The sequence below is a fragment of the Paracidobacterium acidisoli genome, assembly GCF_003428625.2.
Taxonomy (GTDB): domain Bacteria; phylum Acidobacteriota; class Terriglobia; order Terriglobales; family Acidobacteriaceae; genus Paracidobacterium; species Paracidobacterium acidisoli.
The window spans coordinates 724,082-743,317 of the sequence record NZ_QVQT02000002.1 but is presented as its reverse complement, the minus strand read 5'-3'; the positions used below and the strand labels follow the sequence as shown (position 1 = coordinate 743,317).

Genomic DNA, 19,236 nt, shown 5'->3' with positions numbered 1-19,236 from the left:
ATTGTGACGCCAACGGCTCACCCTATGATTTTCCATACAAATTCGCCAAATTTCAGAGCGTATGCTTCTGAAAATATCTGTGAAGCCGCTTCGATTTGTGACCAGCTGCATTTATGTCTATGCAAATAAAGCGCTATACTCATCATTGCCAAAATACCGATTTTAGAACCGGAGCATGGCAGGTAATTTGCTGACATTTACATAAAAGCAGCATGAACAGCGATCTCGTCTCTTCAGACCCGGTGCCGTTTAAAGATCAGAACGTCCGGAAATGTAAATGAAACAAATCATCCGACACCAATACAAAACACGACATTAAAAACCAAATAATTGTCGCGGACGTATAGACAATTTTCTGCAATGGAAAAGTCGTTCCAAACTCGGGTTGCAGTTGTTTCACTGGCTCTGGCCACTGCTGCAGCAATCATTTTCGCCCTGTTCAATTTCCTGCAGGAAGGCCATTATCAGCTTCCCACGGATGGCGTGTGGTGGACCGAGGCACATGGTGGGCTTGAAGCGCAGCGCGTTCTGAAGGGCAGCGCAGGACAGCGCGCAGGTGTTAAAACCGGCGATCTGCTGGTTGCAGCAAACGATACTGCAACGCCCCGCTGGTCCGTCCTGGTTCGCCAGATGTGGGAGACCAAGGTCTACGGGACCATTCATTACACCCTGATCCGCAATGGTGTCAGGCTGATCGACGTTCCGGTCATTCTGGATACTCAGGATCGCAGTTTGAATCAGGGGTTCCGCCTGATTGCGCTGGTGTATCTCGGGATCGGATTGTATGTTCTGTTCCGGCGCTGGACAGCACCCCATGCAACCCATTTCTACCTTTTCTGTCTGGCTTCATTCGTTCTTTATTCGTTCAGGTACACGGGCAAGCTGAACGAGTTTGACTGGATTGTCTACTGGAGCGGCATAGCCGCGGGAGCACTTCAGCCCGCTTTATTTGTCCATTTCGCGCTCGCATTTCCTGAGGAGCGGCGCAGATGGCACAAATCGCTTATCGGGGTCACGTATTTTCCAGGGATCATCGTTGTCTGCCTGCAGGTTCTGGCTCTTGAAGCCTGGTCCGCAACAGAGGTGCTGCGCCATCGGCTGGATCAGATTGCAGTGGGTTATACCGCGCTGTTCTATGTTTTGGCTGCAGTCATTTTCTTCGTAAACTACCGGCATACAAATGCTCCCCTGCGCCGCCAGCAGCTCAAATGGCTGACGCGCGGCACCGTTCTGGCTGTTGCGCCGTTCACACTGCTCTCAGCGATTCCCTTCATGGCAGATATGTCTGTACCGGATGCGCTGACCAAAATTGCCGGACTGTGCCTGATCTTTCTGCCGCTTACTTTCAGCTGGGCGATCATCCGCTACCGCCTTGTGGATGTGGATCTGATCTTCAAGCGCGGCGTGACCTATACGCTGGCGACGGCAACTCTGGTTGGCCTCTATTTTGCGTTGGTAGCGGTTGCCGCTGAGCTGGTGCACACACGCCTGCCCAGTGCGGGACCGTGGGGGCTGCTGGCGGCGATTATCATCACGGCTCAGCTCTTCGATCCGCTGAAAAAGATGATTCAGGATCGGGTGGACCGTGTCTTTGACCGGAAGCGTTATGACTATCGGACCACACTGATCGATTTTGGACGAGGACTCAGCTCACAGACGGACTTGAACGCTCTGCTCAATGCGATCGTGGATCGTCTGTTAAAGACATTGCTGGTCGAGCGGGTGGCTGTCTTTCTTTCTGAACGCTCCGGCGATTACCATCTGGCGGCGGCACACGGTCTGCCCAAAACGCTGTATGGGCAGGAAGCGGTTCTGGACTTTGGCTTTCTGGATTTCGACCAGCCGGATGCCGGCTCACATGTCTTCCTCGAAAATACACAGCAGACTCTTTACCTGACGGAAAGCGAGCGGCGGAGTGCCGCACTACTCGACCTGAATTACTATCTGCCCTGCCGCGTCCAGGACCGCACGATTGCGGTGATCGGTTTTGGACGGACGTCGGGCGGCGATTTTCTGTCGAGCGAGGACGTGGAGCTGCTGGAATCGCTGGCCAGTTACATCGGTATCGCATTACAGAATGCTTTACTGTATGCCAGCCTCGAACTGAAGATCTCCGAATATGAAAGGCTGAAGGAGTTTAACGAGAATATCGTTGAATCCATCAACGTCGGCATTCTGGCAGTCGATCTTAAAGAGCAGGTGGAGAGCTGGAATTCGCAGATGGAGGTTCTCTTCGCTCTGCCGCGCGGGGAAGCTCTTCGTCAGCCTCTTTCTTCTGTCTTTTCCGAAAGCCTGATGGAGGAGTACCAGCGCGTTCGCGACGACCCTGGGGTTCACAATCTCTACAAATTCCGGCTGGAGACGAAGACCGGTGAAAGCCGCACGGTCAATGTCGCCATTGCTCCTCTGATCGCGCGCGATTTCCAGATCGTCGGCCGCATCATCCTGATCGACGATATTACGGACCGGACAGAACTCGAGGCACAGCTGTCACAGGCAGAAAAGCTGTCTTCCATCGGCCTGCTTGCCGCCGGCGTGGCGCACGAGGTGAACACTCCGCTGGCGGTGATTTCCTCCTACACCCAGATGCTGACCAAGCAGGTTCGCGGCGATGACCGCCTTTCTCCATTGCTTGAAAAGATTACGCAGCAGACCTTCCGCGCGTCGGAGATCGTAAACGGTCTGCTGAACTTTTCGCGCACGGGCAGCACGGAGTTCCGCGAGACCAACGTGAATGCGATCATTCACGACACGCTGACTCTGCTGGAGCATCAGTTCAAAACAGCGCAGGTCAGGGTGGATATCGCGCTTGCGCCGGAGCTGCCTCCGATTCTCGGGAATGCAGGCAAGCTGCAGCAGGTTTTCCTGAATCTCTTCCTCAACGCAAAGGATGCCATGACCGGCGGCGGCAGACTGCGCATCATGACCGAAGCGAACGGACATGTGGGCATCGCCATTACCGACAGCGGGTCAGGCATTGCGCCGGAGCATCTGCAGAAGATCTACGATCCGTTTTTCACCACCAAAACCTCGCCGAAGGAAGGACAACGACGAGGAACAGGGTTGGGCCTTGCAGTCACGTACGGAATCATTCAGGAACATGCGGGCAAAATCCACGTGGAAAGCGAAGTCGGCAGCGGCACGACTTTCTACCTTGAATTTCCCATGTTAAGGAAACCCGCGCATGTCTGAAGGCACACTTACTCTTTCCTCGGCCCCCTCCACCGCCAGCTCCCAGACCGCTCAGCGGATTCTCATCATTGATGATGAAGCGGCGATCCGGGAATCGCTCGAAACGCTTCTTTCGCTCGAAGGGTACGAGGTGGAGACGGCACCGGACGGAGAGGCGGGTCTCGAACACATCGAACAGCATTCTTACGATCTGGTGCTGCTCGATCTGGCGCTGCCCGGAAGAAACGGGCTTGAGGTGCTGGGATTGATTCGCCAGCGCCAGGCTACGCTGCCGGTGATCATGATCACCGCTTACGGCACGGTCGATAACGTGGTCGAAGCGATTCAGAACGGGGCGCAGAACTTTGTCCAGAAGCCGTGGGACAACGAGAAGCTGCTGGCCGATATCCGTTCGGCGATTGCGCGGTACCACGCCGAAGAAGAGAACATTCAGCTCAAGCGGGCGCTGAAGCAGCGGTATAACTTCTCCAACATCATCGGCAAGAGCGAAGCGATGCTGCGCATCTTCGATCTGGTGGCGCAGGTGGCGCCGAGCCGTTCGACAATTCTGATTCAGGGCGAGAGCGGAACCGGCAAGGAGCTGATCGCGAAGGCGCTGCATGCGAACTCTCCGCGAAAGGACAAGCCGTTTGTTCCGGTGAATACCGGAGCGATGCCGACCGATCTGCTGGAGTCGACGCTCTTCGGACACGTCAAAGGCGCGTTCACATCGGCAATCGCCGTCAAGAAGGGGCTGTTCGAAGTCGCCAACGGCGGCACGCTGTTTCTCGACGAGATCGGCACGATGGGCATGGACACCCAGGCGAAGATTCTGCGCGTGCTGCAGGACCGCCGGTTCATGCAGCTGGGCGGGGTGCACGAGATACAGGTGGATGTGCGCATTATCGCGGCCACCAATGTCGATCTGCGGCAGGCGGTGCGGGAGGGCAAGTTCCGCGAAGACCTGTACTACCGGCTGAACGTCATTACCGTCGAGCTGCCGCCGCTGCGCAGCCGGCGGGAGGACATTCCGCCGCTGGCGACGCACTTCCTGAAGCGCTACTCGGACGAGAACACTCTTCCGGACCGGGTTCTGGCACCCGATGCGCTGCGCATTCTGGTGGATTACGACTGGCCGGGCAATGTGCGCGAGCTGGAGAACGTGATCGAGCGCGGAGTGGTGCTGTCGTCGAACTCCGTGATCGGCACCGATCTGCTGCCCGGGCACCTGACGGGCCGCGGCTATTCGAGCAGTCTGCTGGAGCACAGCCCGGACGCTTCCCTGTTCGACATCATCGAGGACATCGAGCGGCGGATCATCATCGACAAGCTGGAGCGGTGCAACTGGAATCAGACGGAGGCGGCGGAGCAGTTCCGGATTCCGCTTTCGACACTGAACCAGAAGATCAAGCGGCTGAGCATCGAGATCCGGAAGAAGATCAGGGAGTAGAGGCCGTGGTAGTCTCCAGTTGAGCCTGGAGAATCGGGTTCTGCATCCAAACAACGGACTATGCCACTCGCCACACTCGATACCAGCGCCCGGAAGTACGTACTGGCCGTGCAGCAATACGTGCTGCTTTCGGCGCGCGCGCTAGGCAATGTCGCCCGCAAGCCGTTTTACGGCGCGGATGTCATTACCCAGGCGGACTCGATCGGAGTCGGGTCGCTGCCGATTGTGCTGCTGACCGGGTTCTTCCTGGGCGGCGTGCTGGCGCTGCAGTCGTCTTCGACGCTTGCGCAGTTCGGCGCGGCGGCGTTTACGGGGCAGCTGGTCAGCTTTTCGATGATCAAGGAGATCGGGCCGGTGGTAACGAGCCTGATGGTCTCCGGGCGCAACGCGTCGGGCATGGCGAGCGAGCTGGGCTCGATGATGGTGACCGAGCAGATCGACGCGATGCGGGCGCTCGGCACCGATCCTCTGAAGAAGCTGGTGATGCCGCGGATCGTGGCGACGATCGTCATGAACTTCTTCCTGACGATCCTCTCGGACGCGGTCGGCATCCTGGGCGGCGGCCTTGTCTCGGTCATGATGCTGGGGCAGGACGGGACACAGTACTTCAACACCAGCTATCAGTCGCTGCAGTATCCGGACATCATTCAGGGGCTGGTGAAGCCGGTGGTCTTCGGGTTCATCATTGCGACGATCGGCTGCTTCTACGGCATGTCGACGCGGGGCGGCACGCAGGGCGTGGGCCGCTCGACGACGCAGGCGGTGGTGGTGTCGTCGGTGCTGATCATCGCGTCGGACTTTATCATCAGCCGCTTCCTGATCGGCATTCTGGGCCGGTAGACACGATGGCCGGAACTGCCGCTCCGATCGACGTCAACGGCCACCAGGAAGAGCCGGTGGTGATCTTCGAGCATGTCTCGATCGGCTTTGACCGCAAGCAGGTGCTCGAGGATATCTCCTTCAAAGTGCGGCGCGGCGAGACGCGCATTCTGCTGGGACCGGCAGGCGTGGGCAAGAGCGTTCTGCTGAAGCTGGCGAACGGACTGCTGAAGCCGGATTCGGGGCGCATCTTCGTCTTCGGGCAGGAGGTGAGCGCGATGCGTGAAGAGGACCTGTTTGCCCTGCGCGGCAGCATCGGAACGGTCTTCCAGGAGGGCGCGCTCTTCGACTCGCTCAATGTGCGCGACAACGTCGGCTTCCGGCTGGAGGAAGAGCATGTGGCCGAGGACGAGATCACGAAGCGGGTGACCGAGGCGCTGCGCTTTGTGGAGCTGGAGCAGGCGATCTACAAATTTCCCTCTGAGCTTTCGGGCGGCATGCGGCGGCGCGTGGCGATTGCGCGGGCGATTGTGACGAACCCCGATCTGCTGCTGTACGACTCGCCGACGGGCGGGCTGGACCCGATTACGTCGACGACGATTATCGAGCTGGTGGTGAAGCAGCGCGATGTGTACCAGACCAGCTCGCTGCTGGTGACGCACCGGCTGCAGGATGCTTTTATGATGGCGACGCACCGGTTCAACCGGGAGACGAACCAGATGGAGCCGCTGCCTGAGGACCGGATCAACGCCAATACGAGCTTTCTGATGCTGCACGACCGGAAACTGGTCTTCGACGGGACAACGCACGATCTGGTGCATTCGAGCGATCCGTTTATCCGCGGATACATTGCGTGATCGATTTTTTTCGCGGGGTGGTTCCCGGAAACGGTTTATTTTGAATGGTTTGCAAAGGGATTACCTCGGTTATCCCCGCGTAAGTCGTTGATTTTTCGTGGCCGGATCAGGCTCCCTTTTTTTCGTCCGGGGCCGGCCTTCCCACCTTAGCCGCCAACAACGGGTGGCGAAGGTGGGGCACCCGGATTCAATACTGCCTTCCCACCTTAGCTTCTCCACCCCAGCGCATGAACATCGCATGCGCCGAGGACACCGGTTCTCCACCCCAGCGCACGAACACCGCATGCGCCGGGGACCCCGGTTCTCCACCCCAGCGCACGAACACCGCATGCGCCGGGGACCCCGGTTCGCGAAGGTGGGACGCCCGGATACTGCGAATACCCATCTCTTTCCATTTCACGTATTCATTTCCCTTCACACTTTTATTTCCATTCACGCTTTTATTCGCCGGTCAGCTTTCAGGCGCGCCAGGGACGGCAAAGGAGTCAGCGACGGCTTCGATGGGCGGGAGGAGATGGGCGCGGGCGGGGCCGACGATGTCGATCATCTCTTCGCGCTGGGCGATGAGCTCTTCGCGCGTGAGGTAGCCCTCCTCGGGGAAATCGTCCTCGTATTCGATCTCCGGCCTGCCCTGCTGGCGGAGGTGCTCGTTGTAGAGCATCTTCTCGAAGGACCAGACTTTGCGGAGCTCGCGTTTGCCGCCGGGACCTTCATATTCGCTCTCGGGTGCGAGCACGTCGCCGGTATCGGTCTCGGTGATCACTTCGACGGGCTCCGGAAGAGGCTCGGGCGCGGGAGGCAGAGCGGGCGTGGCGGCGGCGGCGGTTTTGCGGACGCGCTCCTGATGCAGGCGGATGCCGAGGAGAGTGGCGGCGATGCGGAGGCCGCGGAGAGCGAGCGTGCCAGCGTCGTGCTCGATCTGCCCGGTGAGGACGGACTGCACGACCTGGCTGACGACGACCTGGATGGAGTCGAGGTCTTCGAGGAGCGGGATGGAGACGCAGTTGCGGAAGTGTGGATGGCGGTGGCGGCCGTGGAGGTGGCAGTAGTCCTGACCGCGAATGGCGATGCCGCGGCACTGGGTGCCTCCGGTTTTGAGGTAGCGGCACTGCATTTTTTTGGGTTTGCCGGAGGCGGCGGCTTCGGACATGCGCGGTTCCTTTCGGTGAGCAAAAAAGAAAGGGGCAGCGTGCGCTGCCCCTCCTTATTGAGGTTAGAGGGTTGGGAGAAATTTCATGCCAGCTTTGTTGCGGGCGTATGTCGCGGGGAATGAGGCATGTGCAGAGGTATGCAGAGAGGAAGGGGTTGACAGGGGGCCGGGGCTGAAACCCCTTTTTTTTGACGGCCTGTTCACTGGGCTAAAGCCCGGTGCTTCTACCGGGTCTCGCTGACGCGAGACGAGAAGCAAACGCAGATCCCTCGACTTCGCTCGGGATGACAAGGGGAGGGGTTATTCATTCCCATGTTCGAAAATCCGGACATGGGGCACCCTTGGTGATTTCGTGTTTTGGCGGAGCGGGCTGAAGCCCCTCTTTCTTTTGATGGTTTTGTCACCGGGCCAAAGCCCGGTGCTTCTACCGGGTCTCGCGGACGCGAGACGAGAAGTGTTCCGTGGCTGAGTCGCACAGGGGCTGAAGCCCTTTTTTTGAGGCTGGTTCGGCACGGCTAAAGCCGTGCCCTGATACAAAGCGGTGAGGTTTCCCACCTTTCGCCTCGTTTCCCACCTTAGCTTCTCCACCCCAGCGCACGAACACCACGCGCGCCGGGGAACCCGGTTCTCCACCCCAGCGCACGAACACCGCGTGCGCCGAGGACCCCGGTTCGCGAAGGTGGGGCACCCGATTCTGCGAACACCGATTCAGGTCGCGGTCGTGCGCGTCTCCTCCGTCGTATGCGTTGCTTCGGGGCGCGTATTGACGAGTGAGGCGGGCACGCAGAAGGTGAGCGCGGAGCCGAGGAGGAGGAAGAAGGCCAGGAGGTACATGCCGACGGTGGTGTGGTGGGTGAGATCGACGATCCAGCCGACGAGGTAGGGGCTGATGAAGCCGGCGGTGTTGCCCATTGTGTTGATGAAGGCGATGCCGGCAGCGGCGGCGGTGCCGCCGAGGAATGCGGTGGGCAGGTTCCAGAAGAGCGGCTGGCTGGTGAAGACGCCGGCGGTGGCGAGGGTGAGGCCGGCGAGGGCGAGCGCGGTGTGGCCGGCGAAGAGAGTGCTGAAGATGAGACCGAATCCTCCCATGAGCGTGGAGACGGCGAGGTGCCAGCGGCGCTCGCCGGTACGGTCGGAGCTGCGGGCGAAGAGGATCATGGCAACCATGGCGGCGCCGTAGGGAATGGTCATGAGCAGGCCGATCGCGAGAGGCTTCTGGACGCCGGTGGCGCGGAGGATGGAGGGAAGCCAGAAGCTGATGCCGTAGAGTCCCATGACGGAGCAGAAGCTGATGAGGCTGAGGAGCCAGACGCGTCCGCTGCCGAGGATGCTGAGGAAGGAGCCGTGCTTCTGCTTGTGCGCGGATTCGGTGTCGATGCGGCTTTCGAGCCACTGCTTCTGCTCTTCGCTGAGCCAGTGGGCGTCGCGGATGCGGTCGCTGATGCAGTAGTGGAAGACGACGCCCATGACGATGGCGGGGAAGGCCTCGATGAGAAAGAGCCACTGCCATCCGGCGAGTCTTCCGGTGCCCTGAAGGAACTGCATGATCCAGCCGGAGAGCGGGCTGCCGATGAGGCCGGAGACGGGCTGTGCGGCCATGAAGAGGGCAAGGATGTGGCCGCGGCGACGGGCCGGATACCAGCCGGTGAGATAGAAGATGATGCCGGGAAAGAGGCTGGCTTCGGCGATGCCGAGCAGGCAGCGCAGCACGTAGAAGCTGACGGGCGTGCGGACGAAGAGCGTGCAGGCGGAGATGATGCCCCAGGCGACCATGATGCGGGCAAGCCAGCGGCGGGCTCCGTAACGGGAGAGCAGCAGATTGCCGGGCACCTCGAAGGTGCAGTATCCGACGAAGAAGATGCCGGCGCCGAGGCCGTAGGTGGCTTCGCTGAAGTGCAGATCGTGGAGCATCTGCAGCTTGGCAAAGCCGACGTTGACGCGGTCGAGGTAGGCAATGATGTAGCAGAGAACGAGAATGGGCAGCAGACGCCAGGTGACGCGGGCGTAGAGGCTGTTCTCTTCCGGCGCCGAAAGGGCCGGCAGATCATGAATCGAGTGAGGCATGGTTTTCAGCGTTTCCTGACGGGCGGTGCGGGTGTCTCTGGAAGTGTATGGGAAGAATGCGCGGCATGCCGGGCAGCGAGGATGGCAGGCAGAAAAGGGATGCGTACCCGTGCCGGAGACGCGGACGAAAAAGGCGCGCCGGAGCGGTGGAGCAGGGGTGGATTTCGATATAGTGAAAACAGAAGCAGGCGGAAACAGCGTGCGGTGACCTGGGCAGGCGGTGGTGAGGGACGAGGAAGAGCACTCCTCGAAGCACAACCGTTGCGATGGCGATGGGTTACCTTCTTTGGCTGATGTTTTTTTGTCCGAAACCCGGAGGGCAGCTTCAAAAGCTGCTTCGGAAGGATGTGGGCCAGGAAGCTGCGGGACGGAACAGGACGAATAAAGGCTCAACAGGCTGACGATTCCGTTTCCGAATGAATGACGAATGGATGCGGGGAGACGCGGTTCGCTTTGAGCGCACCGTGAAGGAGCGGAAGTTTTCATCCGTAATTTTGAACTTATTTCAAAATCGTCAGGAGGAAGGGCAAGGGATGCGCAGAGTTTTTCATTCGTTCTCGCCGGAGCGAGTTCAACATATCGTTCTATGCGCTCTGGTCAGCGCGGGCATGATTCTGCTTGCGAGCACTACGGGGTTTGCCGCTGCAGGCAGCGGCGAGCCGGCGGGCGGCCCGGCTGCGAAGCGGGGCGATGCGATCTTTCATCAGCGCTGCGTTACGTGTCATAACAAGGAGCCCGGCAACACGTCGCCGTTCGGACCGCCGAACCTTCACGGGATCTTTCGCGACAAGGTGCTGACGCCGCCGCAGGCAGAGTCGATCATCCGGCAGGGCAAGGGCGGAATGCCGACCTTCGGAAAGATTCTGACGCCGTCGCAGATCAGCGACGTGGTCGCGTACCTGAAGACGCAATAAGAGAGGGCCATCCGATCCCATGTCCGAACAGACGGACCCTTCGGCTCCGCTCAGGGCAGGCTGTGGGGCACCCGGTGGAAAGATTCACACTGAAAGTACAGATCGCCATTCCTGATTTCCGGGGATGGCGTTTCTTTTTTGGCGCGGACTTTTTTGCGGGTGAGCAGGGAGCGGCTTGTGATGAGGAGCGGCGGCTTACTCGCCGGTGAGCTCGTCGAGGAGGACGTGAGCCTTGGTGGCGAGGGTGTTGGCTCCGGCCAGATCGTCGGCCTTGAGAGCGGCCTGCGCCTTGGTGAGGAAGGTGCGGATCTGGGCCGCGGTCTTTTCCTCTTCTTCGGAGAGCTTGCGGTGGATGCCGTTGAGACCCTTCTCGGTAGAGTCGATGAGGTCGAGGATGCTGTGCCGGTCGAGGGTAGCGGTCGAGGTATCGTTGCTGGTGGAAAGCTGGCCGATGGGGGACATATCCGAGGGTTGCGTGTTCAGCGCCTGCTGCTGCTGCTCGTCAACCGGGGCGGCGGGCTGCTGGCCGGGCGTCTGGACGGCGGTCTGGCCTGGCTGCTCGGGGGTGGTCTCTTCGGCCGGCTTCGGGCGGCGGCGGCCGGTGCGGTGCGGATGCGGCGCCGGCGGCGCTTCTTCGGTGCTGGCCTGTTCCTGATCGAGGACGACGGGGCGGATCTCAGGCGGAGGAATCGGTGGAAGCACGGGAGGGTGCACCATGGCGGACATGGGCAGTGCCGGAGCCACAGATTCAGGTGAAACGACAGCGGCCGGTTTATGGCTGCATCCTGCGAGGGGGAGAAGAAGCAGCAGTCCGGCAGCCGCCTTTGTAAGCGCGGAGTTCATTGCCCAAGGCCCTCAGAAACGGCAGTTTCAGGTTCCCAGCTACTGCGTGTTTTTTGATCGGCGGGATTGATCGGCAAACGAAAAGTAAACGTAGAACCGCTTCCCGGCTTTGATTCTACGTCAAGTTGGCCGTGATGCAACTGAAGGATTCGGTATGTCATGGCCAGGCCGATGCCGCTGCCGTCTTTTTTGGTGGTGAAGTAGAGATCGAAGATGCGGCCGCGGATCTCGTCGGGGATGCCGTCGCCGTGATCGCGGACGGAGAGCGAGGCGAGGCGGGAGTCTTCGGAGAGGCGGACTTCGAGATCGCCGCCGGAGGCCATGGCCTGCGCGCCGTTGAGCACCACGTTGAGCAGAGCCTGCCTGAGCAGGTCGGCGTCGACGCGGACGATGACGGGGCGGTCGGGGAGGCGGCTGACGACGCGGACCTGACGGGTTTCGAACTCGGCGGAGGCGAGATTGAGGACGCTGGAGACGATGTCGCGGAGATCCTGCACGCGAAGCTGCAGCTCGACGGGGCGCGAGAAATCGACGAGGGTCTGGACGACGCGGTCGAGGCGGGCGATCTCGCTCTGAATCACATCAAGGTGACGGATGGCGCCGTGCTCCCGCTCGATTTTGTTTCGCAGCAGCTCGAGGTGGACGACGATGGCGTTGATGGGGTTTTTGACCTCATGGCCGACGCCGGCGGTGAGGCGGCCGATGGCGGCGAGGCGGCGCGAGACTTCGAGCTCGCTTTCGATCTCGCGGACGGACTCGAGATCGTGGAGGGTGAGCAGCGCGCCGAGGGAGTGGCGGTCCTGCGAGCGGTCGTCGTGGATGAAGTCGAGGGAGACGGCAACGCGGCGTCCGGTCTCGGTGGTCACCTCTTCCTGCACGATGGACATACCGGCGTCGAAGGCATCGCGAATGGTGCGGCCGAGGCGGGTGTTGCGGTGGAAGATATCGCGGACCTCGGCGCCGAGGATGTGATCGCGATGGACATCGAGGAAGCGCTCGATGGAGCTGGAGACGAGAACGGCGCGGGAGTCGCGGGTGAAGAGCATCATGCCGTCCTGCAGATTGGAGAGGATCTGGTCGAGGTTTTCCTTGAGGGCGGAGAAGACCTCCTCGACGTTGCGCATGCGGCGGCCGAGGCGCTCGATTTTGCCGGAGACCTGAGCGACGGCGTCGACGGAGCGCGGGGCTTCGGCTTCGGAGGCGGCTTCGGCATCGGCTCCGGCCTGGGTGGTGAGCAGATCGAGGCGGCGGCTGATCAGCTCCATGGGCTGGAGGGCCAGGTTGGCCATGAAGGCGGCGACGATGAGCGAGATGACGATGGCGAGTCCGATGAAGGTGAAGGACTCGTACAGCCAGGGATGGAAGGCATTCTGCAGGAAGGTGGTGCGGATGCCGACGCGGACGGTGACGAAGGGCTGGTTATTGCGCTCGAGGCCGAGGGTGACGTTGAAGACACGCGGCGGTCCGAAGACGATGCGCAGGATGCGGAAGAGGGATTTATTGCGCAGCGTGGCGTAATCGGGACGCAGCGGCAGCATCTGGTCGTCCTGCGTGGGATCGGGCGCGGCGATGAGCGCGCGTCCGTCGTGGTCGGCGACGGCGATGTCGAGAACGGTCGGCGAATAATTGATGACAGAGGTGAGCAGAGAGTTCAGTCCGGGGTCCTGGCGGAGGGACTCGGCGACGGCGGTGCGCACAGCCCGGGGATCGTTGAGATCGATGGGGCGGTTGCGCAGGCCGGTCTCAAGCGCGAGGCGGACCTGGAAGAGCACCTGATGGGCAACGATATCGGTGGAGAGCCAGGACTGTTCGATGTGCTGCTGGAGCATCCGGCTGAGATACAGCCACGAGATAACCGTGGCCAGCACGAAGACCAGGCTGGTGATCGCCGTTACGAGTTTCGTTTTCAGTCGCATGGGCTGGAACCGGCAGAACGGGGGAGAAACCGGTTCTTCCTACTGGTCCTCGCTATTATCGGCCGATCCGCCGGAATTGCCATACTCTTTTAATTTGTTGTGCAGCGTTTTCAGGCTGATTCCGAGGATCTCCGCGGCGCGGGTTTTGTTGTTGCCGGTGGATTCGAGGGTCTTGAGGATGAGCAGGCGCTCGGCCTCGTCGACGGTGGTACCGACCTCGACCTGCACGGCGTTGGAAGGCGTGTCGACGGCGGCGGAGCGGCTGCTCTTTGCGCCGAAGCCGGGCGGAAGGTGACGGGATTCAATCTGGCCTTCGCCGCAGAGCACGACGGCGCGCTCGATGGTATTGCGCAGCTCGCGGACATTGCCGGGCCAGTCCCACGCCATGAGGCGCTCCATCATTTCGCTGTCGACGCCGGTGACCTCGCGGCCGTGCTTCTGGTTCATGTCGAAGATCATGGAGTCGACGATGGAGGGGATATCCTCTTTATGCTCGCGGAGCGGCGGCATGTGGATGTTGAAGACGTTGAGGCGGTAGAAGAGATCGCCGCGGAGGTGGCCGTCGGCGACGGCGCTCTCCGGGTCCTTGTTGGTGGCGGCGAGGACGCGGACGTCGACGGGCGATTCGACCTTGCTGCCGAGGCGGCGAAGCTTGCGGTCTTCGAGGACGCGGAGGAGCTTGGCCTGGGTGCCGATCGGCATCTCGCCGATTTCGTCGAGGAGCAGCGTGCCTTCCTCGGCCAGCTCGAAGCAGCCGGCGCGGCGCTCGATCGCTCCGGTAAAGGCGCCCTTTTCGTGGCCGAAGATCTCGCTTTCGATGAGGGTCTCAGGGATGGCGGCGCAGTTGACGGCGACGAAGGCCCGGGTGCGGCGCGGGCTGAGATCGTGAAGGGTGCGGGCGGCGAGCTCCTTGCCGGTGCCGCTTTCTCCGGTAATGAGCACGGAGACGTTGCTGGAGGCGACACGCTCGATGAGCGCGAAGAGCTCCTGCATCGTTTTCGATGACCCGACGAGAGAGCCGAGGACGCCGGTTTCGCGGAGCTTGCGGCGGGTGACTTCGAGCTCGCGCTCGGTGCTGCGCTGGCGGGTGGCGTTGGCCAGGATGTTTTTGAGGCGCGAGGAGTCGACCGGCTTCTGGATGAAGTCGTAGGCGCCGAGCTTCATGGCCTCGACGGCGGTTTCGATGGAGCCCTGAGCGGTGAGCAGGATGACGGCGCGGTCCTCGTTCATCTCGCTGAGGCGGCCGAGGAGCTCGAGGCCGTCCATGCGCGGCATCTTCATGTCGGTTACGACGATACCGGGCTGCCAGGCCTGCACTTTGTCAAGAGCTTCGAGGCCATCGCGGGCGGTTTCCGTGCGATAACCCCAGCCCGAGACCAGCTCGGCCAGCCCAATAAGAGCATTGGGCTCGTCTTCGACGATGAGGACCTTTTCCTGACTATTCATCTGGCTCGGTGGTGGGGGCACCTCTTGTTGTATCACGCGGAGGGGAGACGAAGAACCGGCTGAGGGTTACGGACCGGCAGGCGTGAAGCCGCGAGAGAGGAGTATTCGCCGGGATGTATGCTGAAGAGCATGCCGGAGTATGAGATTACGCCGCAGGAGCTGGCGCAGCTGATGGAAAGAAAAGACGCGGGCACGGGCAGCCCGGTGCTGCTGGATGTGCGCGAACCGGGCGAGTATGCGATTGCCCATATCGAGGGCAGCCTGCTGATGCCGATGGGGGACGTTCCGGGGCGAGCCTTTCAGGAGCTGGACCCGGAGGCGCACATCGTTGCGATCTGCCATCACGGCGTGCGCTCAATGAATGTGACGGTGTGGCTGCGCAACCAGGGCTTCGAGCGAACGCAGTCGCTGCGGGGCGGCATCGACGCATGGTCGGTGGCGGTCGATCCCGCGCTGGCGCGTTACTGAGCGGCTTCCGCGCCGGGATTGTGTTTGCGCCAGGCAGGGTGCTTCGGAGCGGCCGGTATGGCTGCTATGATCGCAGGAATCCGCAGGGGCGGAGCCGTGCTTCCCACGGTTCAGGCTGCGGCGCGTGCAGGGATGGAGATCGAAGCAGGGCAGAGGGTCGGGGATTACGAGATTATCCGCAGGATCGGCGCCGGCGGCCTGGGCGTGGTGTATGAGGTACATCATGTGGTGTCGCGGCGCGCCGAGGCGATGAAGATCCTGCTGCCGAACCAGGCGGGCTCGGCGGAGGCTCCGGAGCGTTTTCTGCGCGAGATTCAGCTGCTGGCGGGGCTGGACCATCCGAATATCGCGCGGCTGAACAACGCGTTCTACTTCAAAGACCAGCTGGTGATGGTGATGGAGCTGGTGGCGGGCGAGACGCTGCGGCACCTGGCGGCGGCGCGGCCGGTTCCGCTGCCGAAGATCGTGGAGTATGCGGCGCAGGTGTTGTCGGCGCTCGATTATGCGCATGCGCGAGGCGTGATTCACCGCGATATCAAGCCGGCGAATGTGATGGTGGGCCGCGAGGAGCGGCTGAAGCTGCTGGACTTCGGCATTGCGACGAGCAGCCAGGCGGCGGGGCTGACGCAGTCAGGCTATCTGGTGGGGACGCTGAGCTATCTCTCGCCGGAGCAGATCACGGGCGCGAAGGCGACGGCGCGATCGGATATTTACTCGGCGGGCGTGACATTTTACGAGCTGCTGACGGGACGGCTGCCCTTTCAGGGGTCCACCTATTACGAGGTGATGACGGCGCACCTGCATGCGGAGCCGGTGTCGCCGGCGGCGCTGAATCCGGGCGTGCCGGAGGCGCTGGCGCGGGCGATCATGAAGGCTCTGGCGAAGAATCCCGCGGAGCGCTACGCGACGGCGCAGGAGTTTCTGACGGCGCTGCAGGCGGTTTCGGCGGGGCTGGGCGATGCGCAGTCGATTCCGACGATGTCGATCGGGATTCCGCTGCGGAGCGTGACGGGGAGCTCGGGCGGCGGAGCGATAACGGGCGGCGCGAACCTGCCGGTGGAGGAAGTGACGCGGCGGCTGGCGACCTTCCTGGGGCCGATTGCAAAGATCATCGTGCGCAGGCTGGCCGCGAAGTCAAAGGATACGGATCAGCTTTATGCGCTGGCGGCGGAAGAGATTCCGGAAGAGGCCGACCGGCGGAAGTTTCTGCTCTCGCGGCATAAGTGATAAATGTCGACTCGCTTTGGGGAGCCCGGCAGGGGCTGAAGCCCGGATGTATTTTCGGCTGCTTACGGCACGACTGAAGTCGTGCCCTGATACAAAACTTTACCGGAACCGATTCGTCAGACACTGCCTGAAGCCCGGTGCTTCTGCCTTATCTCGCTGACGCGAGATTTTGTGTCCCATACGAAGCGATGACGCCTCCCACCTTAGCTTCTCCACCCCAGCGAACGTTGTTCGCCGGGGACCCCGGTTCGCGAAGGTGGGGCACCCGGATTCTGCAAACACTCACCTCCTGAGAAAGTAAATGCAGATCCCTCGGCTTCGCTCGGAATGACATCGGGAAAGTGTTATTCCTGGTCGCTGCTGAGCATGTCCATCGCCTTCTTCAGGCTGGTATGCATGCGATTGAAGGAGGCGGTGACCTGCGCGATCTCGTCTTTGCCTTTGACGGGCAGCGGGGGAAGGTCCATCTCGCCGGTACTGATGCGGTCGGCGGAGCGCGAGACGGCGGCGAGCGGCCGGATGACGATGAAGTACATGCCGAGATCGATGAGCAGGATGGTCGCAAGAAAGATCACGGACAGATTGATGATGAGCTGGCGGAATCCGCGGCTGGCAAGGGCGAGCGGCACGGACATGGGGACGGAGACGATCTGCGCACCGATGATCTCATTAGGCTGCCAGCCGAAGCCGTGCTGACGGCCGTAGTGGTGAATCATGGCCGGAGGAGCGATCTGCGGATTGCTGTGGCAGATGAGGCAGTCGGGCTCGGCGACGATGGGGCGGGCGAGATAGAGGCTTTCTCCGGTGGCGCTGAGGCGCCGGCCGATGCGGGACTGCTCGGAGGGATGATCGCGAAAATAACGGATGAGGTCGGCCTCCCAGTCGGTGGCGCGGTCTTCGAGGTTGGTGGGGTTGAGCGTGGCCTCGCGATAGGAGTAATCGGGGAACTGCGCGCGCAGGCGGTTGAACTGAACGGTGGCGGCGTAGAAGGGGATGGTCTGCGGCAGGAAGGTGTTGTGGTGCTCGGGGGTCTTCTCGAGGATGGGGCTGATCTCCTGCTCGGTGTAGTCGCGGCTGGCTTTGGCGCCGGCGGCCATGAGCTCGGCCTGGCGCGTCACCTGCTGCTGCGCGTTCTGCATGAGGAAGTCGCGGGAGTTCCACGCAATGAGAGCGAGGCCGATGCCGAAGACGACGATGAGCAGCAGATTGAACTTTGCAAGAAGCTTCACGAGCGGGCGTTTCCTTTTCGAGGCAGACGAAGATTACGCGATGGGCGGCGCAAAGTAAACGGAAAGCCCGATTCAGGGCACAGAACACAGGGCACAGGGCGCAGAAGCTCCGTTTGCGGAGGAGATGTGGATACATCACCTGCAGATGAAGAAAAGCAGGTTCCTCCGCTGCGGCCAGGATGACAAGGGGGAAGAGTGTACAAACCCACATCTGCCAAAGACAGGCTGATGTGGGGCACCCGGAGATTCTGCAAAACCCATGTGCGGAGAGGCGGAGATGAGGCACCCGATGCCGCGCACGGTGACAGACAGGAGCACGGATGGATTACTGCACGGGCTCGCTGGCCTTGTAGCCATCGCGGGCGATGATGTCGTACTTGAGCGGCTTGTGCTTTTCGTCCTGCATGCGGAGCGGGTGGCCTTCGTCGTCGACGAGCTCGACACGGAGGCGGCGGTAGGTGCCGTCGAGCTTCGTGTTGGACGGGCGGTAGGTGAGCACGTACTGGTTGCGGATGGACTCGTTGATCTGGGTGAAGATGTCAGGCATCTCGGCTTCAAAGCGCGGGAAGAAGGCCATGCCGCCGGTCATGCGAGCGAAGGTGCTCATCTGGTTGTCGGCCTGGAGGTAGTCCATTTCACGGATGGGTCCCATGCCGCCGGGGCCTTCCGCCATGATGCGCGCGAACTGGCCGGTGCCGATGGAGAAGATGGTGACGTTGGGCGTGGCCTTGATCTTCTGCAGCACCTTGTCGAGGGTGATCTTCGAGAAGGTGTCGCGGCCGGAGGAGACGAGGATGACGTACTTGCGGCCTTCGATGCGGGTGAGGCGGTCGAGGGTCTCATAGAGGGCGTCGAAGAGGTTGGTCTCGCGCCAGGTGGGAATGATGAGCGAGTTGAGGGCCTGGGAGATGAGGCGCTTGTCCTGGGTGAAGTCGGTCAGGATCTCGGTGTGCATGTCATAGGTGACGACGGCGACGTAGTCGTCGGGGCGCAACTGCTGCGCGAAGGAGTAGGCGGCGTTGCGCATGTCGTAGATGAAGGCGTAGCTGTTGGCGGCGAATTCGCAGAGGAGCACGGCGGTGATGGGAGCCTTGATCTGCGAGAAATGGACGATGTCCTGAGGCTGGCCGTCCTCGAAGACGCGGAAGTTGGCCTGCTGCAGATTGGGGACGAACTGGTGGGTCTTCTCGAGGATGACGCCGACATCAACGTTTACGACGGGGACGTCGACGTGCAGGGTGTAGTTGTTGAGGCCGGGAGGGTTTTTGACCTTGGGCTCGACGGGCGCGGGCGGCGGAGGCGGCGCGTCCTTCTTCTTCGGGATGGCGATGGCGCCGTTGTCTCCGGTGGGTCCGCCGTCGGCGGGGGCTGCCTGGTCGTCGCCGTTGGGATGGGCGGGAGGGGTCTGCTGCTGCGGCTGCTGCGGAGCCGGAGCGGTGTCGCCATACTGCGCGAGGGCGGCGCGGGGCATCTGCGTGATGAAAAGGCCGAGGGCGAGCACGACGAGGGGGCGAAGCGCGCGACGGGAGAGAGTCTGCATCGGGAGCTGGGCGGCGGGATCGGAAACCAGCGCGGAGCGCTTCATGGAAGAACCTCAGATTTTCATTGTGAGACGCGGCTGCCCTTTGCGGCAAGCGCGTAACCGGCTACTCTTGTAGACGTGTTTATGTGTCGGAAAGACA

14 protein-coding genes are annotated in these 19,236 nt (G+C 61.6%); 7 read left to right on the top strand and 7 right to left on the bottom strand.

Annotated features, from left to right (window positions below):
* Window positions 1-360: 360 nt before the first annotated feature.
* Genes D0Y96_RS06955 through D0Y96_RS06940 form a run of 4 tightly spaced genes read left to right on the top strand, consistent with a single transcriptional unit; the run spans window position 361 to window position 6,297 of the window.
* Window positions 361-3,192, top strand: a complete 2,832-nt coding sequence (locus tag D0Y96_RS06955) for an ATP-binding protein (protein WP_117298588.1) — start codon at window positions 361-363, stop codon at window positions 3,190-3,192.
* Window positions 3,185-4,621, top strand: a complete 1,437-nt coding sequence (locus D0Y96_RS06950) for a sigma-54-dependent transcriptional regulator (RefSeq protein WP_117298587.1) — start codon at window positions 3,185-3,187, stop codon at window positions 4,619-4,621. The genes D0Y96_RS06955 and D0Y96_RS06950 overlap by 8 nt, the downstream gene beginning before the upstream one ends.
* A 60-nt stretch (window positions 4,622-4,681) precedes the next feature.
* Window positions 4,682-5,461, top strand: coding sequence for an MlaE family ABC transporter permease (locus tag D0Y96_RS06945; protein ID WP_117298586.1), 780 nt, complete (start codon window positions 4,682-4,684; stop codon window positions 5,459-5,461).
* 5 nt (window positions 5,462-5,466) lie between these two features.
* On the top strand, window positions 5,467-6,297 hold the full coding sequence (locus tag D0Y96_RS06940) for an ABC transporter ATP-binding protein (protein ID WP_117298585.1): 831 nt from the start codon (window positions 5,467-5,469) through the stop codon (window positions 6,295-6,297).
* A gap of 451 nt (window positions 6,298-6,748) precedes the next feature.
* Here D0Y96_RS06940 and D0Y96_RS06935 read toward each other — a convergent pair whose 3' ends face one another.
* Both D0Y96_RS06935 and D0Y96_RS06930 read right to left on the bottom strand, forming a co-directional pair.
* Window positions 6,749-7,447, bottom strand: a complete 699-nt coding sequence (locus tag D0Y96_RS06935; protein WP_117298584.1) for a hypothetical protein — start codon at window positions 7,445-7,447, stop codon at window positions 6,749-6,751.
* Window positions 7,448-8,155: 708 nt separating this feature from the next.
* Entirely contained in the window at window positions 8,156-9,511 is a 1,356-nt protein-coding gene (locus D0Y96_RS06930; protein ID WP_117298583.1) for an MFS transporter, read from the bottom strand.
* Window positions 9,512-10,044: 533 nt separating this feature from the next.
* Here D0Y96_RS06930 and D0Y96_RS06925 point away from each other — a divergent pair.
* The gene (locus D0Y96_RS06925; RefSeq protein ID WP_158562273.1) at window positions 10,045-10,425 is read left to right on the top strand and encodes a c-type cytochrome; all 381 of its coding nucleotides are present in this window, start codon (window positions 10,045-10,047) and stop codon (window positions 10,423-10,425) included.
* A gap of 195 nt (window positions 10,426-10,620) precedes the next feature.
* Here D0Y96_RS06925 and D0Y96_RS06920 read toward each other — a convergent pair whose 3' ends face one another.
* The 3 genes from D0Y96_RS06920 to D0Y96_RS06910 are packed head-to-tail and all read right to left on the bottom strand — an operon-like array spanning window position 10,621 to window position 14,630.
* Window positions 10,621-11,268, bottom strand: a complete 648-nt coding sequence (locus tag D0Y96_RS06920; protein ID WP_117298581.1) for a hypothetical protein — start codon at window positions 11,266-11,268, stop codon at window positions 10,621-10,623.
* The gene (locus D0Y96_RS06915) at window positions 11,265-13,184 is read right to left on the bottom strand and encodes a sensor histidine kinase (RefSeq protein WP_117298580.1); all 1,920 of its coding nucleotides are present in this window, start codon (window positions 13,182-13,184) and stop codon (window positions 11,265-11,267) included. Before D0Y96_RS06915 ends, D0Y96_RS06920 begins: the two co-directional genes overlap by 4 nt.
* A 39-nt stretch (window positions 13,185-13,223) precedes the next feature.
* Complete coding sequence (locus D0Y96_RS06910) at window positions 13,224-14,630, bottom strand: sigma-54-dependent transcriptional regulator (RefSeq protein ID WP_117298579.1); 1,407 nt, start codon at window positions 14,628-14,630, stop codon at window positions 13,224-13,226.
* Between the two features lie 117 nt (window positions 14,631-14,747).
* Between D0Y96_RS06910 and D0Y96_RS06905 the strand changes: the two genes are divergently transcribed.
* Both D0Y96_RS06905 and D0Y96_RS06900 read left to right on the top strand, forming a co-directional pair.
* A complete protein-coding gene (locus D0Y96_RS06905) occupies window positions 14,748-15,098 on the top strand; it encodes a rhodanese-like domain-containing protein (protein ID WP_252263529.1) in 351 nt (116 codons plus the stop codon).
* Window positions 15,099-15,155: 57 nt separating this feature from the next.
* Window positions 15,156-16,325 (top strand): serine/threonine-protein kinase, encoded by a 1,170-nt coding sequence (locus tag D0Y96_RS06900; RefSeq protein ID WP_117298578.1) that lies wholly within the window; start codon window positions 15,156-15,158, stop codon window positions 16,323-16,325.
* 344 nt (window positions 16,326-16,669) lie between these two features.
* Here D0Y96_RS06900 and D0Y96_RS06895 read toward each other — a convergent pair whose 3' ends face one another.
* Both D0Y96_RS06895 and D0Y96_RS06890 read right to left on the bottom strand, forming a co-directional pair.
* The gene (locus D0Y96_RS06895) at window positions 16,670-17,554 is read right to left on the bottom strand and encodes a c-type heme family protein (RefSeq protein WP_117298577.1); all 885 of its coding nucleotides are present in this window, start codon (window positions 17,552-17,554) and stop codon (window positions 16,670-16,672) included.
* Window positions 17,555-17,879: 325 nt separating this feature from the next.
* The gene (locus tag D0Y96_RS06890; RefSeq protein ID WP_252263528.1) at window positions 17,880-19,139 is read right to left on the bottom strand and encodes a VWA domain-containing protein; all 1,260 of its coding nucleotides are present in this window, start codon (window positions 19,137-19,139) and stop codon (window positions 17,880-17,882) included.
* Window positions 19,140-19,236: the final 97 nt, after the last annotated feature.